The sequence below is a fragment of the Nonomuraea sp. NPDC002799 genome, from assembly GCF_053592075.1.
The window spans coordinates 1-12,036 of the sequence record NZ_JBSFVA010000003.1; the positions used below are offsets into that span (position 1 = coordinate 1).

Annotated in this window: 8 protein-coding genes and 1 pseudogene; 6 read left to right on the forward strand and 3 right to left on the reverse strand. The window is 64.8% G+C overall.

The window, feature by feature from the left end:
* Positions 1–627: 627 nt before the first annotated feature.
* Genes ACWD0F_RS06735 through ACWD0F_RS06745 form a run of 3 tightly spaced genes read right to left on the reverse strand, consistent with a single transcriptional unit; the run spans position 628 to position 3,192 of the window.
* Entirely contained in the window at positions 628–1,113 is a 486-nt protein-coding gene (locus tag ACWD0F_RS06735; protein WP_449872946.1) for a hypothetical protein, read from the reverse strand.
* Positions 1,085–2,245: a nucleotidyltransferase domain-containing protein gene (locus ACWD0F_RS06740; protein ID WP_449872947.1), complete on the reverse strand. Its 1,161-nt coding sequence runs from the start codon at positions 2,243–2,245 to the stop codon at positions 1,085–1,087. The genes ACWD0F_RS06735 and ACWD0F_RS06740 overlap by 29 nt, the downstream gene beginning before the upstream one ends.
* A 2-nt stretch (positions 2,246–2,247) precedes the next feature.
* Positions 2,248–3,192, reverse strand: a complete 945-nt coding sequence (locus ACWD0F_RS06745) for a CBASS cGAMP-activated phospholipase (RefSeq protein WP_449872948.1) — start codon at positions 3,190–3,192, stop codon at positions 2,248–2,250.
* A gap of 208 nt (positions 3,193–3,400) precedes the next feature.
* On the opposite strand from ACWD0F_RS06745, the gene ACWD0F_RS06750 reads away from it, so the two are divergent.
* The 6 genes and pseudogenes from ACWD0F_RS06750 to ACWD0F_RS06775 all read left to right on the forward strand — a co-directional run.
* Positions 3,401–4,426, forward strand: coding sequence for a helix-turn-helix domain-containing protein (locus ACWD0F_RS06750; RefSeq protein ID WP_449872949.1), 1,026 nt, complete (start codon positions 3,401–3,403; stop codon positions 4,424–4,426).
* An 813-nt stretch (positions 4,427–5,239) separates the two neighbouring features.
* Positions 5,240–6,805, forward strand: a complete 1,566-nt coding sequence (locus ACWD0F_RS06755; RefSeq protein ID WP_449872950.1) for a site-specific integrase — start codon at positions 5,240–5,242, stop codon at positions 6,803–6,805.
* Positions 6,806–7,673: 868 nt separating this feature from the next.
* Complete coding sequence (locus ACWD0F_RS06760) at positions 7,674–7,823, forward strand: hypothetical protein (protein WP_449872951.1); 150 nt, start codon at positions 7,674–7,676, stop codon at positions 7,821–7,823.
* Positions 7,824–7,924: 101 nt separating this feature from the next.
* Positions 7,925–11,422, forward strand: coding sequence for a hypothetical protein (locus ACWD0F_RS06765; RefSeq protein ID WP_449872952.1), 3,498 nt, complete (start codon positions 7,925–7,927; stop codon positions 11,420–11,422).
* 36 nt (positions 11,423–11,458) lie between these two features.
* On the forward strand, positions 11,459–11,593 hold the full coding sequence (locus ACWD0F_RS06770; RefSeq protein ID WP_449872953.1) for a hypothetical protein: 135 nt from the start codon (positions 11,459–11,461) through the stop codon (positions 11,591–11,593).
* 41 nt (positions 11,594–11,634) lie between these two features.
* A pseudogene (locus ACWD0F_RS06775) lies at positions 11,635–11,961 on the forward strand (Shedu immune nuclease family protein); the annotation flags it as partial.
* Positions 11,962–12,036 lie beyond the last annotated feature (75 nt).

Below are 12,036 nucleotides of genomic sequence, written 5' to 3' on the forward strand. Positions count from 1 at the left end.
CGACAATGCCAGCAAGCGCATAACGGACGAGGCGACACCAACCTGGCGAGGAACGTACTAACACAAACATGGGCAAACCAAATGCCCTCTGAGAAGCGTAGAACTAACAGACCCGGTCAGCGATATGGGGCCGGGCAGCACCACATGGTTTGAACTGGTGTTTCTTTCTGACGGTTAGGTTGTTCGGCAGTACTCGTTGGTGGCTCCGCTGAGCAGGCTGCGGCGCTGAATCCGCCACTCCAACGGCACCACAACGTGCTCGTCTTCATCGGGTGGGCAGAGAGGGGTTGGCGCGACTGGAGCGGGCGGTGCACGTTGCAGTGCTCGGCCTACTCCTCCAGGACCGATCGAAGGTGGCGCTCATCGTAGATCAGTATCCGATCGGTGCATTCGGCTCGGACGGTGCGCGCGTCCGCTGACGGGGCGCCATGGAGTCATCTTCGCGCACCACAACCTCCTGCGCACTCGAGACTTGGGTGGAGTTCCCCGCCTACCCGCACCGTAGCGGAGGGGGCCAGCACAAAGCGCGAGCACGACACGTACGAGAGGCAGCCCCGGCGCCACCGCAAGGCAATCGAAGGTCTCAGACGAAGACTCAGCCCCGCCGACGATCTCTTCCTTCCTGGCCTACCTGCATGAGGAGACAACCCTGACAGGGGAAGGAGCCTCTTTCTCCTCCACTGGGTCGGTGAGCGCGCTCTCGTTCGCTACAGCGTGATCGTGACCGCTACCCGACCATCGGCCGGTGACGAGCCAGAGTTCATAGTGGAGCAGCCATTCGCTTGTCCACGGCAGGATGGTCGTGGCGAGGTACATGCTGTCGTTCCATTCCCCGGGCAGGTGGAGACAGAGATCGCCGCCCGGGTAGATGTGCGGGAGCGCGGTGGCGCGTGGGTGCAGTTCCAGCTCAGGGTCGACGACGATCACCCGGGGCCATGTTCGGTGCCGGTAGGTCACCTGCACGGTGTAGATCTGGCAGATCGGCGCTGGCTGCAGTGGCACACGGCACCAGAGACGGCCCTTGTGTACGCGGGTCTGGGCGTGCGGCAGGACCGCGTGAATCGCTGCGGCCTGCCGCCCCAGATTAAGCGCGCGCCGCGGGATGCTGGCCATAGAAGGTGTTTCTGCCCGTATGTGGACCGGTCGCAGTCGGCGACAACCTGCCGGTCCGGCCAAGTCGCAGGGCACCGCTGCTCTCGCCGATCCGGGCGGCGACCCGCTCGACGGAGGTGTGCATCGCCTTCCGGTCGAACGACTCAGTGAGACGGGTGAACACCTGCCGGTACCCCTTACCCTCCATGGCGGCCAGCTCGTCGACGAGTCTCCTGATCTCGTCGAACCACTGGTAGAACGCTTTCCTCCGCTCGGGGTACTCCTTCCACTTGTCGGTGAAGTTCTCTTCTTCATGCGCCGGGTTGGGCACCCACCAGGTGCCGTCGTGCTGCGTGATGAAGCGCGGCATCCCGTCCAGGACCTGACGCAGAGCGGTGAACAGATCGACCTCGTCCTGGTAGGCGTGAGCGGCCAGGGTGGTGACCAGGATCGACGGCGGCCGGCTGTCGGGATTATCCCCAAACATGATCATTTTGTGCCACTTCAGGACTTGGACGACCCGCTGGAGCGTGGTGCGGACCGGCCAGGCCGGAACGTCCGCGACGCTGGGGTGGCCCTTGGCCTCCAGCGCGCGCCGCGGCCTGGCCTGCTCTCGGAACCATGTGGCGTATCCCCGGGGATTGCTGTGCTGCCATTTCACCAGGTCCTTGTCGGTGAGGAGGATCCCGGTGGGTGGGTGGTCGACGTCGGCGATGGCGGGCAGGACGTCCAGATGGAAGCCGGTGTAGACGAGTTGCCAGCAGCGGCGCTTGGGCTCGATGCGGAGTGGACCGTCGGTGTGCCCCTGGCCGATCTTCCACCTGCGGTAAGCAGCCAGGTGGTCGCCGACCCGACCCTTAAGATCCTCCTGGGAGATGCTCGCCTTAGCCAGCGGGAGCCAGCACACCGAGTCGATGTCGTATTCGCCCGTCGGCCGGTCGGGACGGACGACCGTGCCCAGGAGGAAGGACCCCTGCGGGTAGATCCTCCAGTCGATCCCGCCGTTCTCGGCCAACCAAGCGCCGACCTCCTCATAGCGTTCGACGGCGCTTTCGTATAGGTGCGGTGAGATGTCGAGAACTTCGACGGCGCCGTTGATCAGATCGGAGAGCATCCCCGAGAGCGTGTCGAGCTCGGGTGACTTGGTTTCCATAATCATCCCTCACGTGCGGGGTAGTACGGGGCGAACACCGGCGCGCGGTGATCGCAAAAAAGCCGGTGGACAGCAGGAGAGACGTCCCGGCTGACATGCCCCGCGAGTCCGTAGAGGGTCTGAATGTCGACCCTGTCGAGCGCGACGGCACCGGTGGGGACGGTCGGGTTGATACGGAGCACGTTCTCCTTGCCGACGAAGTGCCGGGCCTGCTTGGCGGCGCTCTCACTCTGCGCCCGCATGAGGATCTCGACGGCGCCGCCGGCCCAGGGCAGCAGCCCACCACGATCGAGGCGACGGTGACGACTGCGGACCTCGGCGGTGGTGCCGAGACTCAGCACCCGGATGGACTTCAGCGGGACGTTCAGCGGGCCCACCGCCTCGGTCAGCGCCACCATCGTCGGATTGTTCGCCCACAGGCCGCCGTCGACGAGGCGGGCGCCGTCCAGCGGCAGGCCGGGCAGGTAGGTCGGGGCAGCCGAGGTAGCGAGAGCGACGTTGACCGCGCTCTCGCGCCAGTCGCGCTTCAGGGTCGGCAAGTGGGGCGTGCGGAAGAGGTAGACGTCGTCACCCGCGAGGTTGTAGCTGGTGATCACCAGCCGTTTGGTGCTCTCCCCGAAGGTCCGCTCGCCGAACACCTCGGCGAGCGCCAGCCGCAGCGGTTCGGTGGCGTACTTGGCCCGCACCAGATGACGCGCCGTCCGGAGCCTGCTGCGGTTACGGAAGATCCGCGGCCCGTGCTCGATGTAGAAACGGACGATCTCCTTGGCCGGGACGCCCAAGCCGAGCCCGAGGGCGATGATCCCACCGGTGGACGTGCCCGCGATGAGATCGAAGTGGTCGACGAGCCGGGTGTCGAGGTCCTCCTCGAGCCGAACCAGCACCGCGGCGGTGTACATACCGCGAAAACCCCCGCCGTCGAGGGACAGGATCTGAAAACGCTCCATCGGCACGCCCGACTCCCCGGGTACGTGATCTCGAGGAGGCCGCCTCTAGCGGCTCTCCACTATCAACAGTACTTAATACCACAACAGATTCTTCAGAGTGTACTTCACTCCAGATGACGTAACCTTTTACACGAGAAGCACCCCCGACCGGCGGGTGGGCCAGGCGATCCGACATGATGGGACAACAAGATCGGGCAAGGGGACTGAGATGAGCACGCAGGCGTTCGACCGGACACGCCTTCGAACCGCACGCGAACTCGCCAAGTGGAGCCAGGCAGAACTTGCGGCTAAGGCGAAGCTGACCCCGGCCGCGATCAGCCAGTTCGAGAGCGGTGCCACGCGTCCCAAGCCCGAGACGGTCGTGGCGCTCGGCGAACTCCTGGACGTGCCTGTCGAGTTCTTCTACACCCCAATGTCCGACAGCCACGAAGGTTTCTTTCGGAGCCTGCGCAGGACATCCGTCGTCGACCGGCGGCACGCCCGCGCAGTCGGGCAGGTCGCCCACGACCTCGTCCTGCACGCCGCCGGGGCTGGCCTGTTCCCCGCCCACACCGTTCCCATGCTCCCCGCGAGCGGCCTGGATGCTGAGGCGTCCGAGATCGAGCAGAGCGCCGCACACGTCCGGTCGCTGTGGGGTGTTGCCCCTGGGCCGATCAGCGACGTCGTCGGTCTCCTGGAGATGCACGGAGTGGCGGTGATCAGGCTTCCCCTCGGCAATACCAATGTCGACGCCTTCTCCCTGCCGTTCGTCGACCATCCGGTTGTCGTCCTCAGCACAGACAAGAACGACCGCGCCCGATCACGGTTCGACTGCGCACATGAATTGGGGCACCTGATCCTCCACGGCGAGCAGATCTGGGGCGTCAAGGAAGTCGAGACCCAGGCCCACCAGTTCGCCGCGGCCTTTCTGATGCCCGCTGAAGACATCATCGACCAACTGCCGAGTAGACCTGATTGGCCGGTGCTATTCGAGCTCAAGCGTCGCTGGCAAGTCTCCCTGGCTGCGCTCCTCATGCGGGCCAAAACACTTGGAAAGATGAACGATCGCGCCTACCTCACCGCTGTCAAGACGATCTCCGCTCGCGGATGGCGGCGGGTCGAGCCTGTCCCGCTAGGGGCTCCCGAACAGCCGTCCTCGCTCCTCGCCTTCCTCGGTTCTCCTGAGAGTGCTGAAGCCAGGGCATTCCTGCCAGCCAACGTCGTAGACAAGATCTACAGAGCATCAGCCGCATAATCCTGGTTCGTGGGCGACCGTAGCCTTTTTAATCTGCAGGTTCGAGTCGCTGTATCTGCTCTGACTACGTCGCCATGATCAAGTTTTTACTTCCGGCGACGTCCTATTTCGGGCCTGCAGCCAGGTATTTATAGAGGTGACAGGGATCGGTGGCCCGGATGGTCGGGCCACACCAACGTGACACCCACAACATCAACGCGGGCACGAGCAATCGAGTCATCCGTCCCGCACACCGCCTCCTGGTTCCGTCCGATTGGCGCCAACGATCGGCTGTTGCGGGGCCGTCTGTCTCGTTCCTCCTGCCGGCGCTCCTGCGCATCTGCGCCAGAACCGCCGCTGTCGCTTCACTCGTCAGCTTCGCGAAGAGCGGCACACCACGACACCGCGCCACAGCGGCCTGCGCACCCGTGCCACGGTGACCGTCGGATTCGGCTTGACCAGCGCCATCCAGGTGGGCGTCGATACCCCCTGTCCGACACGGCCATCCATGCGGCGGATTGATCACCACGGACGTGCTCGCCCGATCACGCCGCCGCATTGGCCGCGCCGGATGGCCGCACCAACCCGTGCATCACCGCCCGCACAACGGCGATGACGACCGGGGCCGCTGTGGCCGCTCTATCCCAGCCATCGCCGACCGTGGCCGACAGGGCCACGGCGCGATGGATGCCCGGGGCGGGGACGTGGCCCGTGCCCTCGCCCCCGCCCCCGGTTACGCACCCGCACCATGCCGAACAGTGCTTCCCTCCGCGCTGCTCACCACCACGTCAGCCCGACCGAACAGCACCGAAGAGAACAGGAACGAGACACACGATGGCCGAAGGACGCACCTTCAAACGCTGCTCCTGCCGCGACGACGACGGCAAAACGCTCGGGCAGCAATGCCCGAAACTACGCCGACCCGGCGGCGGGTGGAGCTACCGGCACGGCATCTGGAACTACCAGATCGAACTCCCGCCCGCCCCGGACGGCAAGCGGCGCGGGCCGCTGCGCCGCGGCGGGTTCGACTCCCAAGACGCCGCCGAAGCCGAACTCGGCCGGGTGCGTGACCTGCTGGCGCTGGCCGATCCGCGCGAGCCCGCCACTCGCACCCAGATCGCCGACCTGATCAAACGCACGTTGGCCGAAACCGACACGCTGCCCAACGTGGAGACGGTCCGCCGCAAGGTCAAGACCGGGCAGCATCTGACCCAGGAGATCACCGTCGAGCAGTGGCTGGCCGAGTTCCTCAACCGCAAGCGGAAGATCGAGGAGACCACCCGCCGGTCCTACGAGGGCCACATCCGCCTCTACCTGACCCCCTATCTGGGGCGGCTGCGGTTGGAGCAGCTCAAGGTGAGTGACATCGCGTTGATGTTCGAGCAGATCGAGGAGTTCAACGACACCATCGCCGAACGTCGCGCCGACCCCGACCCGCAGGTGCGGGCCACGGTCAAGCACCGGCGGCCGATCAGCATCACCACCATGCACAACATCCGCGCCACCCTGCGCCACGCGCTCAACATGGCCATGCGGCAAGACCGGCTCATCGACTTCAACCCCGCTGCCGTGCTGGAGATGCCGGCCAAGACCCGGCCCAGACCTGTGGTGTGGACCGAGGACCGGGTCCGCGCCTGGCAGCAGGACTTCCGCACCTACCGGGAGACGCAAAGGCAACGCCGGGGCGGGCGGCGGGTCGACCCGATCGACGCCTACACCAGCGTGCCGCGCCCCTCCCCGGTCATGGTCTGGACGCCCGCGCACACCCGCCGGTTCCTCCAAGAAGCCAAAGCTCACCGGCTGTTCGCCCTCTACCGGCTCATCGCGCTCCGCGGGCTGCGCCGCGGCGAGGCGTGCGGACTGCGGTGGAAGGAGGTCGACCTCGACCGCTGCACCCTGACCGTGAACTGGCAACTCGTCCAGCTGGCCTGGCAGGTCCACGAAGGCACCCCGAAAACCGACGCCTCGGTACGCACCATCGCCCTGGACACCGACACCGCCCACGTCCTGCGCACCCACCGCCAGCAGCAACTGCAGGAACGCCTGGCCATGGGCGAGGCCTGGACCGACACCGAGTTCGTCTTCACCCAACCCGACGGCAACCGGCTGCACCCCCAGCACGTCTCCGACCAGTTCCTCTGGCTGGCCTACCTGGCCGGCCTGCCGCCCATCAGGCTCCACGACCTGCGCCATGGCGCGGCCTCGCTGATGCTGGCGGCCGGGGTGGAGATGAAGGTGGTGCAAGAAACGCTGGGGCATACCTCCAGCGCGTTCACTGCCGACACCTATACCTCCGTCTACCCGCAGGTGGCCACGGCGGCGGCCGAGAAGACGGCGGCCTTGCTGTTCGGTGAGGACGGCCAGGCCGAGGCTGGGAAACTCATCTCGCTGAGGAGCTGACAGTCGGATTAAGCATCCGGCCCCGCACTCGCCGCCTACTCGCGGCGAGACGGGGCCGCTGCTCTTGACGGAGAAGCCGGGGCCAGTGAATGATCATGGAATGTGCGGGGTTGGTGCACACGAGCACGCACGGAGCACGCAACCGCCAGAGGAATATTCTAGAACGCATCCGATCCCGCATCACCGCAGGTCAGAACATGATCAAAGCGCGCCCTGCAGGATTCGAACCTGCGACCGTCGGATTAGAAGCAAGATCCTTTAGTGCGCCCAGTGCCGTCTGGTGGTAGTTCGTCCCGCCTCCACCCATTCTGCGTGTCCGGCACTACCGGGTTATGACGGTATGTGACGGGGCGTACAAGCACGCACCGAGCACGGCCGGAACTACCGCGATCACCCGGCGGCCACAACAGAGTCATCGCCCACATCGAGTTAAGTCGACTGCGAGAGGCAGTCTCAGCAGCAACCTTCACGCACCAGTCAAGCCCTGGGCGACCGAGTCGCCCTGGAACCCATTGCCTGACGAGCCGACGCCGACGAAACCGGCTCAGCGGCATCCCCCACCAGTACTCACATGCGTCTTGAACTGCATGGATAGAGTTTTCGGCAGGCGCACCCCACGCCGGGCCCCAGTGACCTTTCATCTGGCCGATCTGGACGTGGCGCTGCTGGCGCAGCTCGATCCCGGTGGACCGGGCCTGGCAGGTCTGGGCTCTGCGGGCGCTGTGGCTGTACGCCGATGCGATGTGGGATGCGGTCAAGGCCACCAAGCCGGGCGAGGGCACCCCGGCCGCCCGCAACCTCTACAACTGCGTGGCCGCGCTGCGCGACCGCGCAGGCGCTGCACAGCGGCGGGGAGTAGGCGCACCAGGTGGCCGGCGACCCCTACCCTGGCGACGACGACGCCGGGGATGTCGGCATGTGGGCCAAGCGGTTCGACGGGCCGGGCATCGCGGTGCGGCCCATGCCCACGGCGCAGATCCCGAGCCTGATCGCGATGTGTCACTGGAGTACTCGTTGAGCGACATGTGCACGGACGTTGACGTTGTCATTTATGGGCGCCGGGTACGTCGCTGGAGGTGCGATCAGGTGCCCAACTCGCGGTATTGACTGGGAGCGGTAATGAGTCAGTGGTCCTTTTCGATCGAGCATCGGACCCAGCCGGGCGCGGTGACATTCGATGAGCTCGGAAACAAGCTGTGGCTGGCAACCGAAACGGGCGACCTGGTCACCTTCCGGCTGTACAACCGGGCGGCTCAGGTACTCGGCGGCGGATACCTGGAGCCGGTGGCCGTCTTGCCGCAGCGTGACGGCCTGAAGGTCGTGGTGGTCGAACGCGCTGGCACGGTGCTATCGGCGGCACGTGCGGCGGCTGGACGCCGGGATGCGCGGGTCGTCGCCGACCTCGGACGGACAATCACAACCGCGGTGTACCTACCGGATGCTGGGCGGGTGCTGGCAGCAGGCGACAGCGTGGCCGTCACCGTCGATTTGACCGACGGGTCTGTTACGACGCTGACAAGCGGGCTGGTGAAGCCGCAGGCGGTGGTGGTCGATGAGCAGCGGCGACGCGCTGTCGTTCTTGATGAAACGCCCGAAGGCACACGGCTTCGGCTGCTGGATCTGGACAGTGGTGCGCTCACCGAACGCGCAGGGGAGCCACTGGACGGAGCTGCCGCGATGACTACGGCGCTAGCGGGTGTGGACGGAGTATTCGTGGCCACCGAACCCGGCGGTGCGCTCACGCTGGTCCGACTGGAGGCCAACGCCGAGGAACCCGGACCGGATCTCGGCGGTCCTGTTCGGGGTCTGGCGCGGTGGGGTTCGCTGGTGCTGCTGGTGACGGACACCGACATCGTCGCTCACGAATGGGGTCTGCAGCCGGGCCCGCTGGAGATGTTCACGCCGATCGGCCCGGTCTTCACCGGAGGGTACTTCAGGGCCGTAGCCGATCTCGATGGGCAGGGTCTGACGCCCGCGGACGTCGAATTTAGCGTTGAGGAGGGTATTGAGGCAGGATTCGTTTCGGCCGGAATCGAGCCGCCCGAGCCCGATGGTGGCTGGCCGATCGTCGTGGGAGCCGGGCACAGGCCGGGCGAGTATCACTTGATCGCCCGCCGCGTCGCTACCGGCGAGGAACTGGCCCGTCACCGCTTCCGCATCACCGGTTACTGGCCGGATGACAAGCGCGGCCCGACGGTCGTGGTGACCGGAGAAGCGCCGGTGGCCGTACCCCTGGCCTGGGGAGGCACATGGCAACACCAGCCTGAAGGCATCGGGGCACCGAAGGAGTGGGGGGTCGCTGTGGTCCTGGTGAACACCCTGGATCAGCGTTTCACAGACACCACCGCCCAGGCGGCGAAATCGGCGTATACCAGCCATCTCATTCTCGGAGACAAGTCGGCGCGCGGATACTACGACGAGGTCTCTTTCGGCAAAACGACGGTGTCATTGGTCGGCGATGAGGTGTTCGGCCCCATTGATGCCCCCTACTACCCCTTCGGTATCCGCCGTGAGTGGGGAACCGTCTTCTACCCCATGGGCGGCAGATGGGGCGGCTGGCGGCCTTTCCTGCAATTCTGGGACGAATGCGGCGACGCATTCTCGGCCTACCTGCATGAGCGAGCGATCGAAGACGGCGATCCCGGCTGGGCCGAGCGGATATTGCAGGCGGCCAAAACCATCGTCTTCGTGTTCCCTACGTCCGAGGCGCCGGCAACGGACGAAGATCCCGCCAGATTCGTGTGGGGAGAAGCGATGCTCGAGTACCCGCCCCGGGTCTGGTGGATGGACAGCACGAGGCACGGCGTATCAAAGCCCGGCATCATGATGCCCGCGAAACTTCCCGATCAGTTTCCGAACGTGGCGACAAAGGATCTCGCAGAGGTGCTCACGCACGAACTCGGTCACGCCGCAGGGTTGCGCGACCTCTACAAACAAGAGTACACCGCAGAGATCATTGCAGGCCGGGAAATGACCGGCTTCGATATGATGGGCACCAATACGTTCAAGTGGCCGCATTTTTCGCTGGCTCACCGGCGGCGCATGAAGTGGATCGACTCCAGCTGGATCAGAAGGTTCGACTTCGATGCCAACCCCATCGGCGGCACGGTCACCCTCCACGCGATGGAGTCCCTGTCCGCGGACTGGAGACCGGAGGACGGCCACTGCGCGGGGATCGAAGTACCGATCCGCGGCCGTGACTTCTACTATTTCGAGTACCGCAGCCGGCAGCCAGGGCAGGTCGGCGATCAGTTGTTGGACGATTACGGGCGCGGGGTGAACCACGTCGTGCTGGGGACCCACATCAACTTTGACCCTGCGTTCACACCGGAGCGCCCGCATATCCTGCTGCTGCCGCCAGACGTCGACAGGGACGGCCCGTTTCTCATCACCGCCGGCGAGGACTACAAGGAAACCGATACCGACGGCGTTCCCAGCAACGACAGTGCCTACAACTTCAGGCTGGTTCTGGACGAGAATCCGGGCGGCGACACGGTCCAGGTCAGCGTTCACTACGACCCTGTGCAAGTACCGCAACTGCGCATCGAGCCGACCCGCGGACACGACGGAGAGTGGAAGAGCCCGGACATCAACGTGATCGGACCCTTCGGCCGCAACTTCGTCACCGCAGGACGAGATCACACCATTGAGGTCATCGTGCGCAACGTCGGCAACCTGGCCGCGAAGGAGGTTAAGATCCGCGTGGCTTGGCTGCCCTTCACCACCACTCCCGGCTCCTGGACCCCGCTCCCCGACCCTCCTCCGCTCGACATCCCGGCCAAGGGCGCCGTGGTCTACAACGTTCCGTGGCGCGTGCCGAAGTCGCCGTCCCTGAACGGCGTCCCCGTGTGGCACTTCTGCGTGCGGGCCGACATCACCGCATACGTCGTGGATCATCCTTCCCACAATGAAGTCACGGTCAAGGACAACTGGTCGCAATCCAACTTCAACAGGGTCTACACCCCGTTCGGCTCACCATCCGCCCGCAGTCGCACCGGCGTCGCCATCACCAACACCTCGGCCCACTCGGCCGCCTTTCGCACGGCGGTGAATCAGAACAGCGCACTCTTCCGTACCTACCTCGGCAATACCTGGCTGCGCCTGGAGCCGGGCGAAACTCACGTCACCGAGTTGATGTACGAGTCGCTGGCCGGCGACGCGGTACATGGTTCAGCGTTCATGGATGCGTTCCACGAGAACGAAGGACTCAGCAACGACGTCGGCCTAACCACGAGCATGATCGGCCCGGGCGATTCCTGCGGGGTCGCACATCAGTGGTGTGGCGCGCAACTGAATATCGTGGCCGGGTATCTCACCAGGATCGAAAGCCTGCGCATGACCTCGGACGGAGTGTTCGGAAAGGTCATCGGCGAGCGGGACAATGATGCCGAGGTGCTGAACTACGGCGAGGTCAACGTGGTGTTTTGGCTGGCAGACCAGGAGGAGACAACCGTCGCAGCCTCTTGGTACGGCGACCAGTTCGGGGTCAACCCGCCAAACCACATCCAAGAGGCCGCCTGGGCAGGTGAGGAGGTCTATGCCGAAGCGTTCTACGCGAGCGCCGCGGTTTGGGCGTCGTGCCGTTCCAGCACTTACCGACTGGTCATGGAGAACTGAGCGCGGCCACCGAGCGTGCCCGCCGTCGATCTGCGCTTGTCTGACGCAACCCACGAGATCCGCCGGCCCGGTGACGACTTCCGCAAGCTGGGCGCGCTCCTCGGCCGCGGCCCCGCAGGCAACTCCTCAGATGAGGGCCTCCACCACATCGACGTGGGCCGCCGAGTTTGAGAAGTTGAAGCCCAAGAGAAGAGCCGTATAGATCCGGCTGCTGGGCCCCATCTTCCGAACTGGCTGGAGGCGTCTCTCAAGTCCAAGGCACAGTGTACATGGCTCTAAGTCAAATCGGTCAATGGCTAAGAGATAAAGATGCAACTGGTGCGACTATTCCTGGGGAAGGTACTTATCTTATTAGGCCCCGCTCCTACCTTATAATTGGCCAACTATCAGAGTTATTTGGATCATCTGGAGGAGTCCACGAAGATCGATTCCGCTCATTTGAGCTCTATCGTAGAACTTTGAGCGAGCCTGATATTATAACATTCGATGAGTTGCTGGCGCGTGCTGAATGGATCGCAGGGGTAGCACCTCCTCGATAAGAGCGGATAATCGCTGTCGAGTTATCGCCACGGAGCCCTTTTCTGCATGCATGACAGGCAGCGACGAAAACTTCT